The sequence below is a fragment of the Kitasatospora sp. NPDC001683 genome (genome assembly GCF_053596495.1).
On record NZ_JBSFGK010000038.1, the window covers coordinates 40,240 to 59,611 of the forward strand.

Genomic DNA, 19,372 nt, shown 5'->3' on the forward strand with positions numbered 1-19,372 from the left:
TCGAGGGAGACACCGATGGCTCAGTCGCGGATCGAGGACATCTGGCCGCTGTCGCCGCTGCAGGAAGGGTTGCTGTTCCACACGGTCTACGACGACGAAGGGCCCCAGATCTACCTGGGCCACTGGATCCTGGAGCTGCAGGGTCCGGTCGATCCGGCCAGGTTGCGTGCGGCGTGGGAGGAACTGCTCACCCGGCACGCCGCGCTCAGGGCGGGCTTCCGGCAGCGTGCGTCGGGCGAGACGGTGCAGGTCATCGCGAGCCGGGTGGAGCTGCCGTGGCGCGTGGTCGACCTTTCCCACCTCGACGATCCCGACGAGGCGGTGCGGGAGCTGGCCGAGGAGGACCGGCTACGGCGGTTCGACCTCGCGAAGGCCCCACTGCTGCGCCTCACGTTGATCCGTCTCGACGACGCCAGGCACCGCCTGGTGGTGACCTGCCATCACGCGGTCATGGACGGCTGGTCGTTGCCCATCGTCTTCAACGAGCTGCTGGCGCTGTACGCGGCCGACGGTCGGCCGGAACTTCCGGAACTGCCGGAAGTGGCGTCCTACCGGGACTACCTCGCCTGGCTGAACCGGCAGGACCGGGAGCGGGCGCTGGCGGCATGGGCGGCGGAACTGCGCGGAGCGCAGGAGCCGACCCTGGTGGCGCCCGCGGACCCGGGCCGGGCGCCCGGCATACCGGAGAGCGTCACGGTCGAGCTCCCCGAACACCTCAGCCGATCACTGGAAGACCTGGCCCGCAGCCACGGGCTGACGCTGAACACGGTCGTGCAGGGCGCGTGGGCGTTGGTGCTGGCGCAGCTGTCGGGCCGGACGGACGTGGTGTTCGGGGCGACCGTGTCGGCACGCCCCGCGGACCTGCCCGGCGTGGAGGCGATGGTGGGGCTGTTCCTCAACACCGTGCCCGTGCGCGTACGGCTGAACGGCGCCACCCCGGTCATCGGGCTGCTGACGGAGTTGCAGCGGCGGCAGTCGGCGCTCATCCCGGAGCAGTACGTGGGGCTGACGGACATCCAGAAGGCGGCCGGCCCCGGCGCGGTCTTCGACACCCTGCTCGTGTTCGAGAACTTTCCCCGCGACCTCGGCGAACCGGACTCCGCCGAGACCTTCACCGTCCGGGTGAACCAGGGCAGGGAGGCCGCCCACTATCCGCTGACGCTGGTCGCCGTCCCCGGCGACACGATGCTCCTCAAGCTCGACCATCTGACCGACCTCTTCGACACCGGCGCGGCGCTCGCCGTCCTCGAGCGGTTCCAGGGGGTCCTGCGCCGGCTGACGGCCGACAGCGGGATCACCGTGGCCGACGTCGCCGTGACGACCGCCGCCGAGCGCGACCTGGTGAACGCCTGGGGCACGGCACCCGGCGCCGAGCCGGGAGGACTGCCGCTGGCCCTGTTCGATCGCCAGGTGGAGCGTCGCGGGGACGAGACGGCGATCACCGACGGGGACCGGCCGACGTCCTTCCGGGACCTGGCCGGGCGTGCGGACAGGCTCGCGGGCTACCTGACCGGCCGCGGCGTCCGGCGCGGGGACCGGGTCGCCGTGGTGATGGAACGGTCCTCCGACCTGATCGCGACGCTGCTCGCGGTGTGGAAGGCGGGGGCGGCGTTCGTGCCGGTGGACCCCGCCTACCCGGTGGAACGCGTGAAGTTCATGCTGGCGGACGCGGATCCGGCCGCGGTGGTCTGCCGGACCGCGAGCCGGGCGGCGGTGCTGGACTGCGGGCTCGATCCGATCGTCCTGGACGATCCCGGGACGCGGCGGGCCGTGGCGGAGTGTGCCCGCCCCACGGTGGGGGTCGGAGCCGACGACCTCGCCTACGTGATGTACACCTCGGGGTCGACGGGCACGCCCAAGGGCGTCGCGGTGTCGCACGGCAACGTGGCGGGGCTGGTCGGGGAGCCGCGGTGGGGGATCGGGCCCGGCGACGCCGTGCTGACCCACGCCTCGCACGCCTTCGACATCTCCCTGTTCGAGATCTGGGTCCCGCTCCTGTCGGGCGCCCGACTGGTGATCGCCGAACCGGGTGCGGTGGACGGGGAGGCCCTGGCCCGGTACGTGGCGGGCGGCGTCACGGCCGCCCACCTGTCCGCGGGGACCTTCCGGGTGCTGGCCGAGGAGTCACCGGAGTCGATCGCCGGGCTCCGGGAGGTGCTGACCGGCGGGGACGAGGTGCCGCCGGCGGCGGTGGAGCGCGTACGGCGGGCGTGCCCGGACGTCCGGGTGCGGCACCTCTACGGCCCGACGGAGGCGACGCTGTGCGCGACCTGGTGGCTGCTCGAACCCGGTGACGAGACCGGTCCGGTGCTGCCGATCGGACGTCCCCTCGCGGGCCGGCGCGGCTACGTCCTCGATGCGTTCCTGCGCCCGGTGCCTCCGGGCGTGAAGGGCGAACTCTACGTCGCCGGGGCCGGCGTCGCGCGCGGCTACCTGGGTCGTCCGGCCTTGACGGCCGAGCGGTTCGTCGCCGATCCCTTCGTCCCCGGCGGGCGGATGTACCGGACCGGTGACCTGGCCCACTGGACGGACCAGGGCACGCTCGTGTTCGGCGGACGGGCCGACGATCAGGTGAAGATCCGCGGCTACCGCGTGGAGCCGGGAGAGGTCGAAGCGGTTCTCGCCGGGCTTCCGGGCGTCGGCCAGGCCGTGGTCGCCGCCCGGGACGAGCGGCTGACCGCCTATGTGGTGGCCGAAGCGGGACGGGACCTCGCCCCGGTCCGGCTCCGGGACCGCCTCGTCGAGACGATGCCCGACTTCATGGTGCCGGCGGCGGTGATCGTGCTGGACGCGCTGCCGTTGACGGTCCACGGGAAGGTGGACCGGCAGGCCCTGCCCGAACCGGACTTCGCGTCGAAGTCGGTGGGCCGGGACCCGGCCACCGAGGCCGAGCGGATCCTGTGCCGGGTGTTCGCCGAGGTCCTCGGCCTGGAACGGGTCGGGGTCGAGGACGGCTTCTTCGAGCTGGGCGGGGACTCGATCTCCTCGATGCAGGTGGCCGCCCGCGCCCGGCGCGAGGGAATCGCCCTCACCCCCCGGCAGGTGTTCGAGCAGCGGACCCCCGGACGGCTGGCCGCGCTGGCGGGGGCCGCCGGAACGACGCGGCGGGGCCGCTCCGAGCCGGACGCGGGCATCGGGGAGGTTCCCTGGACGCCGGTGATGCGCGCCCTCGGAGCCGACGCGCTGCGCCCCGGCTTCGCCCAGGCGCGGGTCGTCGTCGCCCCGCCCGGCCTCGACCGGGACGCGCTGGTGGCCGCCCTGGGAGCGGTGCTGGACGTCCATGACCAGTTGCGCGGCCGGGTGGAGCCCGACGGACGGCTGATCGTGCCCGATCGGGGCACCGTGGACCCGGCCGCACTGGTGACCCGGGTGGAGGCCGGGACCGGGAACCTCGATGAGACCGCCGGACGCGAGGCCGCGACGGCCGCAGGCCGCCTGGACCCGTCGACGGGGACCGTGGTGCGGGCCGTGTGGATCGATGCCGGAGACGCCGAGCCGGGCCGGTTGGCGCTGGTGGCGCATCACCTGGTGGTCGACGCCGTCTCGTGGGGGATCCTGCTGCCGGATCTGCGCACGGCCTACGACCAGGTGATCTCCGGAGCGACCCCGTCCCTCGAACCCGCGACGACGTCGTACCGGCAGTGGTCGCAGCGGCTGACCGAGCAGGCGTTCAGCGAGCGCACCGTCGCCGAGCTCGACCACTGGGTCGGGGTCCTGGACGGCGCGGACCCGTTCCCCGCGCAGCACGAGGGGCGGCCGCACTCATGGTCCTGGACACTGTCCGGGCCCACGGCGCGGGGCCTGGTCGACCAAGCCCCGGGAACCTTCCACTGCGGAATCCGAGAAGTCCTGCTGGCGGGCCTGGCGGGCGCGGTGGCGCGCCGGCGGGGCGGTGACGCCGGGGTGCTCCTGGACGTGGAGGGCCACGGCCGCCACCCGGCCGACGGCGAGGACCTGCTGCGCACCGTGGGCTGGTTCACCAGCGTCCATCCGGTCCGCCTCGACGTCTCCGGCGTCGACCTGGCAGCGGCGGCGGCCGGCGACGCGGCGGCCGGAGAGCTGCTGAAGGCCGTGAAGGAGCAGGTCCGCGCGGTGCCGGGCGACGGGCTCGGCTACGGGCTGCTGCGCCATCTCAACCCCGGCACCGGGGCCAGGCTGGCCGAACTGCCGTCCCCGAAGATCGGGTTCAACTATCTCGGCCGGTCGGCCGCCACCTCCCCGGACACTCCGTGGCAGGTCAGCGAAGGGCCGCTCGGCGCGGGGGCCGCCGGCCCCGAACCGGTACTCGCCCACGCCCTGGAGGTCGGCGCGGACGTTCAGGACACGCCGGCCGGTCCCCTGCTGAGGCTCACCATGGACGGCCGGGATCTCGACCCCGCCACGGTGGAGCGGCTGGGGGAGGCCTGGCTGCAGATGCTCACCGGCCTCGCCGCCCACGCCGCCGTCCCCGGCGCCGGAGGCCACACGCCGTCCGACTTCGACCTCGTCGAGGTGTCGCAGCGGGACGTGGCGGAGCTGGAGGCCGCCGCGCCCGGGCTGATCGACATCTGGCCCCTGTCGCCCCTGCAGGAGGGCATGCTCTTCGAACGGGCCCTCGACGACGAGGGAGTGGACGTCTACCAGAGCCAGCGGATCCTGGACCTCGACGGGCCGCTCGACCCGGAACGGCTGCGCGCGGCGTGGCAGCCGCTGGCCGCCCGGCACGAGTCGCTCCGGACGAGCTTCCACCAGCTCGGCTCGGGCGAGACGGTGCAGGTCGTCGTGGGTGAGGCCGACATCCCTTGGCGTACGGCGGACGTGTCGCACCTCGGCGAGGCCGACGCGGCCCTCGAGGTCGAACGCCTTCTCGCGGAGGACCAGGCGGAGCGGTTCGACGTGTCCCGCCCGCCGCTGCTCCGGCTGCTGCTGATCCGTCTCGGCGAGAACCGGCACCGGCTCGTCCTGACGTCGCACCACGTCCTCCTGGACGGCTGGTCGACGCCGATCATCCTGGGCGAGATGTCGTCCGGCTACGCGGGCGGACCGAGCTCGTCGACGTCACCCTCGTACCGCGACTACCTGGCGTGGCTGAGCCGTCAGGACCAGGACGCGACGCGATCGGCGTGGCGGTCGGAGTTCGCCGGGTCGGACGAGCCGACCGTGGTGGACGCCGAGGCGGGCAAGGCGATGGTGATGCCGGACGAGCACTGCGCGTGGCTGTCCGCCGAGACGACCCGGACGCTCACCGACTTCGCCCGCGGCCACGGGCTGACGCTGAGCACGATCGTGCAGGGCGCGTGGGCCCTGGTGCTGGCCCGGCTGGCGGGCCGGACGGACGTGGTGTTCGGGACGGTGGTGTCGGGCCGCCCGGCGGACGTACCGGACGTGGAGCGGATGGTGGGGATGTTCATCAACACCGTTCCGGTCCGGGTACGGCTCGACGGCGGCCTGCCGGTGCTGGAGCTGCTCCAGGACCTGCAGCGACGCCAGTCGGAGTTGTCGGAGCACCAGTACATGGGTCTGTCGGAGATCCAGAAGGCGGTGGGGCCGGGCGCCGCCTTCGACACCATCATGATGGTCGAGAACTACCCGCGCGACGCGGCCGGCCTCGGCGACGACGGCGGTGTCACGATCAGCTCGGCCCTCACCCGGACCGGTACCGGCTACCCGCTGACGATGAGCGCCAGTCCCGGCGAGCGCCTGCAGATCCGGGTGTCCTTCCGGCCCGACCGGATCGAGGAGAAGACCGCCGTCGAGGTCGCCGGGCAGGTCGTGCGGGTCATCGAACGGCTGCTGGCGGAGCCCTCGCTTCCGGTCGGCCGCCTGGGCGTGACGAGTGACCTGACCCGCACGTCCGTGCTGGAGCGCTGGAACGCGACCGGCGAGGCCGCCGGCGGATCGTCGGTGGTGGAACTGTTCCGGCGGCGCTCGGCGGGCGCGCCGGACGCGGTGGCCGTCATCGACGGGGACCGCACCCTGTCCTACGGCGACCTCGACCGGGAATCGGACCGGCTGGCAGGGCAGCTGGCCGCGATGGGTGTGCGGCGCGGCGACCGCGTCGGCGTGGTGATGGAGCGCGGCGCGGACCTGTTCGTCGCGTTCCTCGGGGTCTGGAAGGCCGGGGCCGCGTACGTCCCGGTGAACGTGGACTACCCGCCGGTGCGGATCGAGCGGATGCTGGCCGACGCCGGCGTGGCGGTGGCGGTCTGTGCCGGGACGACCCGCGACGCGGTGCCGGACGGGGTCGAGCCCGTGCTCGTGGACGCGCCGTGGACCGGGGGAACGGGGCGGCGGACGCCGACGGTCACGGCGTACGACGTGGCCTACGTGATGTACACGTCGGGATCGACCGGGGTGCCCAAGGGCGTCGCGGTGCCGCACGGAAGCGTCGCGGCGCTGGCCGGCGACCCCGGTTGGGCACTCGACGGCGATGACTGCGTGCTGATGCACGCCTCGCACGCGTTCGACGCGTCGCTGCTCGAGATCTGGGCGCCGCTGGTCAGCGGGGCCCGCGTCATGGTCGCCGAACCGGGCTCGGTCGACACGCAGCGCCTGCGGGAGGCGATCGCACGCGGCGTGACGACCGTCCATCTGACGGCCGGGAGCTTCCGGGTGCTGGCCGAGGAGTCGCCGGACTCCTTCAGCGGGTTGCGCGAGATCCTCACCGGCGGGGACGTGGTGCCCCTCGCCTCCGTCGCACGGCTGCGCCGGGCCTGCCCGGATCTGCGGGTCCGGCACCTGTACGGCCCGACCGAGAGCACCCTGTGCGCCACGTGGCAGCTACTCGAGCCGGGGGACGAGACGGGCGACGTCCTGCCGATCGGCCGCCCGCTGGCCGGGCGGCGGGCGTACGTGCTCGACGCCTTCCTCCAGCCGGTCGCTCCGAACGTGACCGGCGAGCTCTACCTCGCGGGCGCCGGTCTGGCGCTCGGCTATCCCGAGGCCCGCGGTGCGACCTCGGAGCGGTTCGTCGCCGACCCGTTCGCCCCCGGCAATGGGCCCCTCCTGCCCGGCGGCGGGCAAGGAGGGAGGATGTACCGCACCGGCGACCTGGCACGCTGGACCGACCGCGGCGAGCTGCTGTTCGCCGGACGGGCCGACTCCCAGGTGAAGATCCGGGGCTACCGGGTCGAACCGGCGGAGATCGAGACGGTACTCGCCGAGGCTCCCTTGGTCGCGCAGGCGGTCGTCGTCGCGAGGGAGGACCGTCCGGGTGAGAAGCGGCTGGTCGGCTATGCGATCGCGGAACCGGACCAGGCCCCGGACCCCGACGCGCTCCGCGAACACCTCGCGGCGCGGCTGCCGGAGTTCATGGTCCCGGCCGCGGTGGTGGTCCTGGACGCCTTCCCGCTGACGATCAACGGGAAGGTCGATCGCGAGGCCCTGCCCGCTCCCGAGTTCTCCGGGAAGCCCGCCGGCCACGAGCCGCGCACCGAGGCGGAGCGGGTGCTGTGCACACTGTTCGCCGAGATCCTCGGGCTGGACCGGGTCGGAGTCGATGACAGCTTCTTCGAGCTGGGCGGCGACTCGATCCTCTCCATGCAACTGGCCGCCCGTGCCCGCCGCGCCGACGTCGTCTTCGGCGCGAAGGACGTCTTCGCGCACGAGACACCGGCGGGGATCGCGGCCGTCGCCGAGCGCGGCGGCGCGAGGCGGGCGGACCTCGCCGACGGCGTCGGCGAGGTCGCGTGGACGCCGGTGATGCGGGCGCTCATCGAACGCGACCCCGGCGCGCTGACCGGAGGGGCCCTGACCCAGTGGGTGACCGTGGGCGCTCCCGGCGACCTGTCGGTGGACGCGCTGGCGGCCGGGTTGGGCGCGGTGATCGACGCCCACGATCTGCTGCGGAGCCGGATCGTCACGGACCGAGGCGAAGAGCCGCGCCTGGTCGTGTCCGGCCGGGGGGCGGTGGACGCGGCGGGTCTGGTCGAGCGGGTCGAGGCGGACACCGGTGACCTCGACGAGGCCGCGGACCGGTGTGCCGGCGAGGCGGCGGCGCGGCTGGATCCCGCCGCCGGTGTGATGATCCGGGTGGTGTGGGTGGATGCCGGACCAGGTCGGGTCGGACGGCTCGTGCTGGTGGCGCACCATCTGGTGGTCGACGCGGTGTCGTGGCGGATCCTGCTGCTGGACCTGCGTGCGGCATGCGAGGCCGTGATCAGGGGCGAGGAGCCCGCTCTCGACCCGGTGGAGGTCCCGTTCCGGCAGTGGGCGCGGACCCTGGTCGACCAGGCCGCGATCCGGGCCGGGGAACTCGAGACCTGGACGGAGGTCCTCGACCACGCGCAACCGCGACTGGCCTCCCTCGACCCCACGCGCGACACCGTCGCGACCGCGGGACGCAGGTCATGGACCCTGCCGCGCGACCGCGCGGACGTGCTCGTGGAGCAGGTCACCTCGGCCTTCCACTGCGGTGTCCACGAGGTGCTCCTGGCCACCCTGGCGGGCGCGGTCGCACACTGGCGCGGCGGCGACTCCGTCGTGGTGGACGTCGAAGGCCATGGCCGCCGGCCCGTCGCGGAGCTGGATCCCACGCGGACGGTCGGCTGGTTCACCGACGTCCACCCGCTCCGGCTGGATGTGACCGGGATCGACACCGACGAGGCGATCGCCGGTGGTGAGGCGGCCGGCCGCCTGCTGAAGACGGTCAAGGAGAACGTGCGGGCCGTGCCCGACGGCGGCCTCTGCTACGGAATGCTGCGCCACCTGAACGCCGAGACGGCACCGGTCCTGGCGGCGTTGCCGAAGCCGGAGGTCGGGTTCAACTACCTGGGCCGGTTCTCCGCCCACCCCGACGGCGATCCGCAGCCCTGGCAGATGACGGGGACCGTCGGCGGTGCGGCGGAGCAGCACGCGCCGTTGCGCCACGCCGTGGAGATCGACGCCGTCCTCCTCGACTCCCCGGACGGACCAGAGCTCCGGCTGACCGTGACCTGGGCCGGACGGATCCTCGGCGAGGCCGAGGCGGAGTCGCTCGGCCTGGCCTGGCTGGACCTGTTGTCCGGCCTCGCCGCGCACACCGTCCCCGGAGCCGGCGGGCACACCCCCAGCGACTTCTCCCTCGTCGAGCTGACGCAGCCGGAGGTGGAGGAGATCGAGGCCGCCGTTCCGGGCCTCGCAGACATCTGGCCGCTCTCTCCCCTCCAGGAGGGCCTGCTGTTCCATGCCATGGACCAGCGAGGCCCGGATGTCTACGCGGGCATCCGCACCCTCGCCCTCGACGGCCCGCTGGACGTCGCTCGCTTCCGCGCGTCCTGGCAGGCGCTCCTCGACCGGCACGCCGCCCTGCGGGCGAGCTTCCATCAGCTCGGGTCCGGCCGGGCCGTCCAGGCGATCGCCCGTGAGGTGGCACTGCCCTGGACCGAGACCGACCTGTCCCATCTGCCCGAGGACGAGGCGCTGGCGGAGTTCGAGCGACTCGCGGAGGAGCTGCATGCCGACCGGTTCGACCTGAACCGGGCCCCGCTGCTGCGCCTGCACCTGGTGCGCATCGGCGAACGCAGCCACCGGCTGGCCCTCGCCTCCCACCACATCTCCTGCGACGGATGGTCGCTCCCGATCCTTTCCGGCGATGTGATGGCGGCCTACGAATCGGGCGGTGAAGGCCTGTCCCTGTCCGCCCCGACGTCGTACCGCGACTATCTCGCCTGGCTCTCCCGCCAGGACAAGGAGGCCGCCTGGCAGGCGTGGCGGACCGAGCTCGCCGGGCTCGACGAGGCGACCCACGTCGTGCCGCCGGACACCCACGGCGCGCCCGTCGATCCCGAACGCGTCCGGTTCGAACTCGACCACGACCTGAGCCGTCGGCTGGTGGAGTTCACGCGTCGGCACGGCGTCACGATGAACACCCTCTTCCAGGGGGTCTGGGCGCTGCTCCTGGCCCGGCTGACGGGCCGGGACGACGTGGTCTTCGGCTCCGCGGTGGCCGGGCGTCCGCCCGAGATCCCCGGCGTCGAGTCCGTGGTCGGCCTGTTCATGAACACGCTGCCGGTCCGGGCCCGCCTCGCGGGCGGTGAACCGTTCCGCGACATGCTGACGCAGCTGCAGGAGCGCCAGGTCGAGATGATGGCGCATCAGCACGTCGGGCTGTCGGAGATCGTCCAGTTCGCCGGGCAGGGCGCCGGGTTCGACACGATCGTGGTGTTCGAGAACTACCCCCACCCGCCGCTCCCGTCCGAAGACCCCGATGCGCTCGTCATGCGCCCTGCGGGGATCCCGAACGACAGCGGGCACTATCCGATGTCCATGCGCGTCTCCCACGACGGCCGCGTCCGTGGCGAGTTCATCTTCCGTCCGGACGTCTTCGACCGGACCCGGGCGGAGGAGATGCTGGCGGCGGTCGTCCGGGCGCTGGAACAGGTGACGGCCGATCCGCGGACTCCGGTGGGCCGGGTCGGCCTGATCGGCACGGCGGAACGCGGCCTGGTGGTCGAGAGGTGGAACGCCACCGATGCGCCGTTCGTGCCGGAGCCGCTGCCGGTACTGTTCCGCCGCCGGGCGGAACTCTCGCGGGACGCGGTCGCGGTGGAGGACGCGGCGCGGAGCCTGTCGTACGAAGGGCTGCTGGGCGAGGCGGAGGATCTGGCGCGGCTGCTGGTGGGGCTGGGCGTCCGACGCGAAACGCGGGTGGGCGTGCTGGTCGGACGGTCGGTGGAGCTGGTGGTGGCCCTGGTCGGGGTGTCGCTGTCGGGCGGGGTGTTCGTACCGGTCGACCCGGACTATCCCGCCGGTCGGATCGAGCTGATGCTGGCGGATTCCGCGCCCGAGGTGCTGCTGTGCACGAGGGCGACCCGGACGGCCGTACCGGACGGGTTCACGGGCGTGGTGGTCGCACTGGACGAGCGGCCCGCCGCCGACCCGGCGGTGGCGCTGCCGGCCGTGGCGGCGGGCGACGGAGCGTACGTGATCTACACCTCCGGGTCGGCGGGGACGCCCAAGGGGGTCCAGGTCACCCACGCGGGTCTGGGGAACCTGGCGGCGGCACAGATCGACCGGTTCGCCGTGTCGCCGTCGTCACGGATCCTGCAGTTCGCGTCCCTCGGGTTCGACGCCGCGATCTCCGAGCTGTGCATGGCTCTGCTGTCAGGCGGGACCGTGGTGCTGGCCGACCCCGGCAGCATGCCGCCACGAGTGTCGCTGGGCGACGCGGTGCGCCGGTGGCGCATCACCCACGTCACCGTGCCGCCGAGCGTGCTGGCCGTCGAGGACGACCTGCCGGACTGCCTCGAGACGCTGGTCGTCGCCGGTGAGGCGTGCCCGCTGCCGCTGGTCGACCGCTGGTCGCGGGACCGGCGGATGATCAACGCCTTCGGGCCCACCGAGACGACCGTGTGCGCGACGATGAGCTCGCCGCTGTCTCCGGGACACGACGTGGTCCCCATCGGCCGCCCGATCACCAACGTGCGGGCGTACGTGCTCGACGCCTTCCTGCAGCCGGTGCCGCCCGGCGTGGCCGGTGAGCTCTACGTCACCGGGGCAGGGCTCGCGCGTGGATACCTCGGACGTCCGGGCCTGACCGCGGAGCGGTTCGTCGCCGACCCGTACTCCTCCGGGGGCCGCGTGTACCGCACCGGCGACCGGGTCCGCTGGACCCGCGACGGAGAGCTGGTCTTCGTCGGCCGGGCCGACGCGCAGGTCAAGGTGCGCGGTCACCGGGTCGAGCCGGGTGAGGTCGAGGCCGTGCTGGCGGACCATCCGGGGGCAGCCCAGGTGGTGGTGGCCGCTCGTGCGGACGGGCCCGGCGAGAAGCGGCTGGTGGCGTACGTCGTCCCGGCGGCCGCGCAGCCGGTCGACGAGCTGATCGCCGCCCTCCGCGGGACAGCGGCCGAACGCCTGCCCGAGCACATGAGGCCGGTGGCGTTCGTACCGCTGGACGCGATGCCCCTGACCCCGAACGGAAAGGTCGATCACCGGGCGCTACAGGCCCCCGACTTCGCCGGGAACTCCTCCGGACGCGATCCGCGCACGGCCGTCGAAGAGCTGCTGTGCGCGATGTTCGCCGAGGTCCTCGGGGTGGAACGGGTCGGGGTCGAGGACAGCTTCTTCGAGCTCGGCGGCGACTCGATCAGCTCGATGCAGCTGTCGGCCCGGCTTCGCGGCGAAGGGCTGGAGCTGTCGCCCTGGCAAGTGTTCGAGGAGAAGACGCCCGAACGGCTGGCGGTGCTCGCCAAGGAGCTCCCGGCCGAGGGCGGGGAGAGCGGGCAGCCGGAGCCCCGGGACGGCATGCTCCTGGCTCTCACGCCCGAACAGATGGACCGACTCCAGACCGGGCCGGCCGATGAATGACTTCCCCAAGGAGCAGATCATGACCGTTGACAACACTCGTGCGAAGCCGCGCTCCGGTGTGGAAGACGTCTGGCCCCTGTCGCCGCTGCAGGAGGGGATGCTCTACCACACCGCTCTCGACAAGGACGGTCCGGACACCTACACCGTGCAGTCCGTCTACGGCATCGAGGGACCGCTGGACCCCGAGCGTCTGAGGGCGTCCTGGCAGGCGCTCCTGGACCGGCACGCCGCGCTGCGGGTCTGCTTCCGGTACGTCAGCGGCGCGCAGATGGTGCAGGTCGTCCTACGTGACGTCGAACTCCCGTGGCGTGAGACGGACCTGTCCGGACTCCCGGACGACCAGGCCGACGGTGAGGTGGGGCGGCTGGCGGAGGAGGAGCTGGCCGAGCGCTTCCGGCTGGAGACGGCCCCGCTGATGAAGCTGCACCTGATCCGGCTCGGCCCGGAGAGCCACCGGCTCGTGCACACCCTTCATCACGTACTGGCCGACGGCTGGTCGATGCCGATCATCCACCGCGAGCTCTCCGCGATCTACGCGGCGGGCGGGGACCCGTCCGGGCTGCCGGCGACGACCTCCTACCGCGACTACCTCTCCTGGCTGGGCCGCCAGGACAAGGAGGCGGCCCGGGCCGCCTGGCGGAAGGAGCTCGCCGGCCTGGACACCCCCTCCACGGTCGTCCCGGCCGATCCGAGCCGAGTCCCGGACATCGACACGGTGCTGGCCGAGCTCTCCCCGGAGCTGACGAACGAGCTGGCGCAGCTGGCCCGCGGCCACGGGCTCACGCTGAACACCGTCGTCCAGGGCGTGTGGGCCGTCGTGCTGGCACAGCTGGCGGGCCGCACCGACGTGGTGTTCGGCGCGACCGTCTCGGGACGGCCGGCCGAGCTGGCCGGCGTGGAGACGATGGTCGGCATGCTGCTCGGCACCCTGCCGGTGCGCGTCCGGCTCGACGGCGGGCGGCGGTTCGTCGAATCGCTCGCCGAGCTGCAGCGGAACCAGTCGGCGCTGATGCCCCACCAGCACCTCGGCCTGCAGGAGGCGCAGGCCGCCGCCGGACCCGGAGCGGTCTTCGACACCCTCGTCATCTACGAGAACTTCCCCCGCACCGGACTCGACCGGTCGGAGCACGACGGCCTGGACATGCGCCCCGTGCGGAAGGGACGCGACTCCTCGCACTACCCGTTCACCCTGGTCACCGGGCCGGGCGAGCGGATGCCGGTCATCCTCAACTACGACCGGGGTCTGTTCGACCGGGAGGTCGCCGAATCCGTCCTGGGCGCGTTCGTCCGGGTGGTGGAACAGCTGGTCGCCGAGCCCGACGTCCTGGTCGGCCGGCTGACCCTGCTGAGCGTCGCCGAGCGCGCCGTGGTGGTGGACGACTGGAACGCGACCACGGGCCCGGTGCCCGGGGAGTCCATGGTCGAGCTGTTCGGGCGGCGGGTCGCCGCCGCACCCCACGCGGTGGCGATCACCGATGCGAGCGGTACGAACCTGACCTACGCCGAGCTCGACCGGGCGTCGAACCGGCTGGCCGGACACCTCACCGAGCGCGGCGTCCGGCGCGGTGCCCTGGTCGGAGTGGCCATGGACAGGTCCGCCGACCTGCTGATCACGTTCCTGGCGATCTGGAAGGCGGGCGCCGCGTTCGTCCCGGTCGACGCGGGGAGCCCGGCCGAGCGGATCGCGCTCGTACTCGCCGACCCCCGGGTCGCGACCGTCGTGTGCACGACCGCGACCAGCGCGGTCGCGCCGGAGAACGCCATCGTCCTCGACGCGCCGGAGACCCGCGCGGCCGTCGCCGACCAGGCCGCCACCGCTCCGGAGATCCGGGTCCGCGCCGACGACCTGGCGTACGTGATGTACACGTCCGGATCCACCGGCGTCCCGAAGGGCGTGGCCGTCACCCACGGCGCGGTGGCCGGTCTGGCGGGCGACCCGGGCTGGCGGATCGGTCCCGCGGACGGCGTGCTGATGCACGCGACGCACGTCTTCGACGCCTCGGTCTACGAGATGTGGGTGCCGCTCGCCACGGGCGGCCGGATCCTGCTCGCCGAGCCGGGAGTGGTGGACGCCGGCGGGGTGCGCCGGGCCGTCGAACGGGGCGCGACCTCCGTCCACCTCACCGCCGGAACCTTCCGCGCCCTCGCGGAGGCGGCACCGGAATGCTTCACGGGCTTGATCGAGGTCGGCACCGGTGGGGACGTCGTCCCCGCCTACGCGGTGGAGAACCTGCGGCGGGCCCAGCCCGGCCTGCGGGTGCGGAACACCTACGGGCCGACCGAGACCACCCTGTGCGCGACGTGGAAGCCGATCGAGCCCGGTGACGTGCTCGGGAGCGAGCTGCCGATCGGTCACCCCATGGCGAACCGCGGGATATACGTCCTCGACGCCTTCCTGCGGCCGGTCGCGCCGGGGATCACCGGCGAGCTGTACATCGCCGGCACCGGCCTGGCCCGCGGGTACCTCGGCAGGCCGGACCTGACGGCCGAGCGGTTCGTCGCGTGCCCGTTCCGCGCCGGTGAGCGGATGTACCGAACCGGCGACCTGGCGCGCTGGAACCGCGACGGAGAGGCGGTGTTCGTCGGGCGGGCCGATGACCAGGTGAAGATCCGGGGCTTCCGGGTGGAGCTGGCCGAGGTGGAGGCCGTGCTGGCGGCCCAGCCGGGCGTGACCGAGGCGGTCGCCGTGGCGCGCGAGGACGAGCCCGGCGAGCGGCGGCTGGTGGGCTACGTCGTCACCGACGGAAACCAGGCCGACGTGGAGGAGATGCGGCGGCGGATGAGCCTCGTCCTGCCCTCCTACATGGTCCCCGTGGCGATCGTCCTGCGTCCGGGCCTGCCCGTCACTCCGAACGGAAAGGTGGACCGCGGGGCCCTGCCCGCCCCCGACTTCGCGGAACGCGCTTCGGCGAAGGCCCCCGAGAGCGAGACCGAGAAGGTGCTGTGCGCGCTGTTCGCCGAGATCCTCGGCCTCGAGCGGGTGGGCGTCGACGACGCCTTCCACGACCTGGGCGGCAGCTCGGCGCTGGCCATGCGGCTCATCGCGCGGATCCGCGAGGAGATCGGCGCGGACCTGCCCATCCGGCAGCTGTTCTCCTCGCCCACGCCCGCGGGCATCGCCCGCGCGCTGGCAGCGAAGTCACGTCCCGCGCTGGAGGCCGCCACCAGGCCGGAGCAGGTGCCCCTCACCGCCCGGCAGCTCCGCGCCTGGCTGCTGGCCCGTCCCGGAGAGACGACCGCGGGCCTGCACACCTCGGTCGCATTGCGCGTGCGCGGCCGTCTGGACGTGCCCGCACTGGAGGCGGCGCTCGGTGACGTCGCGTCCCGGCACGAGATCCTCCGGACGACCTTCCCCGGCCGGGCCACGACCGTCCACCAGCACGTCCATGACTCCGCGGCGGTTCGGCTGACGCCGATTCCGGCCGCCGAGGAGGAACTTCCCGGGCTGCTCGCCGAGCGGGCCGAGCGGCCCTTCGACCTCACCCGTGACCTGCCGTGGCGCTGCGACCTCTTCGCGGTCGCGGAGCGCGAGCACGTACTGGCGCTGACGGTGCACCGGATCGCCGCCGACGACGACTCGCTGGACGTGTACTTCCGCGACCTGGCGGCCGCGTACGGCGCGCGGCGGGCGGGCCGGGTCCCGGAGCGCGCGCCACTGACCCTGCAGTTCGCCGACTACGCGATCTGGGAGCAACGGCTGCTCGAGGGCGAGCGCGAGCAGGAGAGCCTGATCAACGACCAGATGTCCTTCTGGCGGGACCACCTCGCCGGCATCGACGGGGACACGGTCCTCCCCTTCGACCGTCCGCGCCCGGCCGTCCCGTCGCGACGGGCCGGCACGATCGCGCTGCGGCTGGACGGCGCCGCGCACGCCCGGCTGCTGGCGGCCGTGGACCCGTCCGGCGCGGACGCCCACCAGTTGGTGCACGCCGCGCTCGCCATGCTGCTGACCCGGTACGGCGCGGGCGACGACCTCGTGATCGGCACGACGCTGCCGCGGGACGAGGACCTCATCGACCTCGAGCCGATGATCGGGCCGTTCGCCCGGCCGTTCCCCCTGCGCACCGACGTCGCGGGCGACCCGACCTTCCTGGAGGTCCTCACCCGGGTGCAGGAGACCGTCCGGGACGCCCGCCAGCACCTGGACGTCCCCTTCGAGCGGATCGTCGATCTGCTGGACCTGCCCGCTTCGCTCTCCCGCCACCCGGTGTTCCAGGTCGGCCTGGAGGTGGCCGAGGAGGACGCCGGCGCGTGGGCCGCGACGGAACTGCCGGCCCTGCGCACCAGTGTCGAACCCGGCCGGCCCGAGGCCATCGAGCTGGACCTCGCGTTCAAGCTCACCGAGCACCGCGACGAGGGCGACCACGGCGCCGGCATCGACGGCGACCTCCGCTACGCCACCGACCTGTTCGACGGGGCCACGGCCGAATCGCTGGCACGACGGCTGATCCGCGTCCTGGAACAGGTGGCGGAGGACCCCCACCGGCGCGTCAGCGACCTGGACATCCTGCTGGACGACGTCGAACGCGAGCGTCCGGCCGAGGCCCCGGCCGTGTGGACCGGATCCGTGCCCCCGGCAGTGGCCGACCTGGCCCAGGACGGCCCGCTCGGCGCGCTCGTGCTCGACGAACTGCTGCGCCCCGTCGCGCCCGGAGCCGTCGGCGATCTCTACGTCACCGGCCCCGCGGCCGACGCGGTCCCGGCCGAGCAGAGCCTGGCCTGCCCGTTCGGGACCGAGGGGCGGCGCATGCTGCGCACCGGCTCGCTCGCCCGCTGGTCCGCGGCCGGAACCCTGACCCTCCTGGGCGAGCGGCGGCGGTCCAGCGGCACGGTGAAGACCGCCACGGGCGACTTCGAGGTCCTGCTGCCGCTGCGCCCCGGCGGCGACCGTCCGCCGCTGTTCTGCGTCCACGCGAGCGGCGGCCTGAGCTGGAACTACGGACCGCTGCTGCGGGAGCTCCCGGCGAACCAGCCGGTCTACGGAATCCAGGCGCGCGGCCTGGCCCGCAGCGAAGCCCTGCCCGGCGGCGTCGACGAGATGGCGGCCGACTACGTCTCGCAGATCCGCACCGTGCAGCCGACCGGGCCGTACCACCTGCTCGGCTGGTCCCTCGGCGGGCGGATCGCGCAGACGATGGCCGCGCTGCTCGAGGCCGAGGGCGAGCGGGTCGGCATGCTCGCGCTGCTCGACGCCTACCCCACCTACATGGGGAAGAAGGCGCGCGGCGACGGGCCTGCCCAGGAGACCGTCGACAAGCTGAAGGAACAGCAGATGGACCTCGCCGCCGGACTGGTCAGGGGAGACGGGGCTCGGGCACGCCTGGAAGAGGTGATGCGGAACCTCGCCGAGGTCGGGCCGAGGCACGACGCCCCGAGTTTCGCCGGCGACATCCTGCTGTTCATCGCTTCGCGGGACCGCCCGCCGCACATGCCCGTCGACTGGGCGATCGCCAGTTGGCAGCCCCTGACCAGCGGGACCGTGGAGCACCACGAGATCCCCGCCGACCACAACGAGATGATGCAGCCCGCGTCGCTGGCCCGGATCGGGGCCATCGTCGCCGAGAAGCTCCGGCCGCGGCCGTAGCGGAAAGGACACCACCATGACCAACCCCTTCGACAACGAGGACGGCTCCTTCTTCGTGCTCGTCAACGACGAGGGCCAGCACTCCCTGTGGCCCGCCTTCGCCGAGGTGCCGGCCGGCTGGACCCCCGTCCACGGCGAGGCCACCCGCCAGGACTGCCTCGCCTATGTCGAGGAGAACTGGACCGACCTCCGGCCGAAGAGCCTGATCGCGGAAATCGACGGCTGAGCGGTGTCCAGCCGCTCAATGTGGGCGGTTGGACGAGCTCGACGCTCGTCCGACCGCCCCGAGACCCTCATCCCGTGCACACCGGCCGGATGAGACGAAAGGACCCGCGGCATGTTCGAGAAGATCAACGTCCTCCGGGCGACGCAGTTGCACCGGAGGAACCGGTTCGATCCGCTGCCCGAGCTCCACGCCCTGATGAGCGAGGGCGACCTGACCGTCCTGGGAACCGAGGACTCCGCCGAGGGGCGGACCGCGTGGCTCGCCACCGGGATCAAGGAGGTCCGGCAGGTCCTCGGCTCGGACAGGTTCAGCGCGCGCCTGCTCTACGGCGGGACCGCGGCCGGCTTCATCTGGCCCGGCTTCCTCACCCAGTACGACCCGCCGGAGCACACGCGGCTCCGGCGGATGATGACTCCCGCGTTCTCCGTCCGCCGGATGCAGGCGTTCCGGCCGCAGGTCGAGCAGATCGTCCAGGACAGCCTGGACACCATCGAGGCACTCGGCGGCCCGGTGGACTTCGTCCCGCACTTCGGATGGGCCGTGGCGACACCGGCGACCTGCGACTTCCTCGGCATTCCCCGGGACGACCAGGCGGATCTGGCCCGGGTCCTGCTCGCCAGCCGGACCGACCGGTCGGGCAGGAGGCGCACCGCCGCGGGGAACAAGTTCATGACCTACATGAAGCAGCACGTCGCCAACTCGCGCCGCGATCCCGGCGACGACATGTTCGGCGTCGTGGTGCGCGAACACGGTGACGCCATCACGGACGCCGAGTTGACCGGGGTGGCCGCGTTCGTCATGGGCGCGGGCGCCGACCAGGTGGCCCGTCTGCTCGCGGCGGGCGCGTGGCTGATGGTCGAAGCGCCCGAGCAGTTCGCCGTGCTACGGGAGAAGCCCGACACCGTACCGGGTTGGCTGGACGAGGTGATCCGGTACCTCACGACCGACGAGAAGACCCATCCACGGGTCGCGACGCGGGACGTGCGCATCGGGGACCACCTCGTCAAGGCCGGCGACACCGTCACCTGTTCCCTGCTGGCCGCCAACCGCCGGAACTACCCGGGCGCGGACGACGAGTTCGACATCACCCGTGCTCGGCCGGAACACCTGGCGTTCGGGTACGGCATCCACCACTGCCTCGGCAGAGCTCTGGCCGAGCTGATGTTCCGGGTCGCGATTCCGGCGCTGGCGCACCGCTTCCCCACCCTGCGGCTGGCCGAACCGCACCGCGAGATCACCTTGGGGCCGCCGCCGTTCGACGTGGAAGCCCTGCTGCTCGACTGGTAGCACCGGAAACC

At 73.2% G+C, this 19,372-nt stretch carries 4 protein-coding genes; all 4 read left to right on the plus strand.

Going from position 1 to position 19,372, the window contains the following annotated elements:
- Positions 1–15 precede the first annotated feature (15 nt).
- Positions 16–12,264 (plus strand): amino acid adenylation domain-containing protein, encoded by a 12,249-nt coding sequence (locus ACWCYO_RS21325; protein WP_449785101.1) that lies wholly within the window; start codon positions 16–18, stop codon positions 12,262–12,264.
- Between the two features lie 19 nt (positions 12,265–12,283).
- Positions 12,284–17,848 carry an amino acid adenylation domain-containing protein gene (locus ACWCYO_RS21330; RefSeq protein ID WP_449785102.1) on the plus strand — a complete coding sequence of 1,855 codons (5,565 nt, stop codon included), beginning with the start codon at positions 12,284–12,286 and terminating at the stop codon, positions 17,846–17,848.
- Between the two features lie 16 nt (positions 17,849–17,864).
- Positions 17,865–18,074 (plus strand): MbtH family protein, encoded by a 210-nt coding sequence (locus tag ACWCYO_RS21335; RefSeq protein WP_270149230.1) that lies wholly within the window; start codon positions 17,865–17,867, stop codon positions 18,072–18,074.
- A 111-nt stretch (positions 18,075–18,185) separates the two neighbouring features.
- Positions 18,186–19,361, plus strand: coding sequence for a cytochrome P450 (locus tag ACWCYO_RS21340; RefSeq protein WP_270149232.1), 1,176 nt, complete (start codon positions 18,186–18,188; stop codon positions 19,359–19,361).
- Positions 19,362–19,372: the final 11 nt, after the last annotated feature.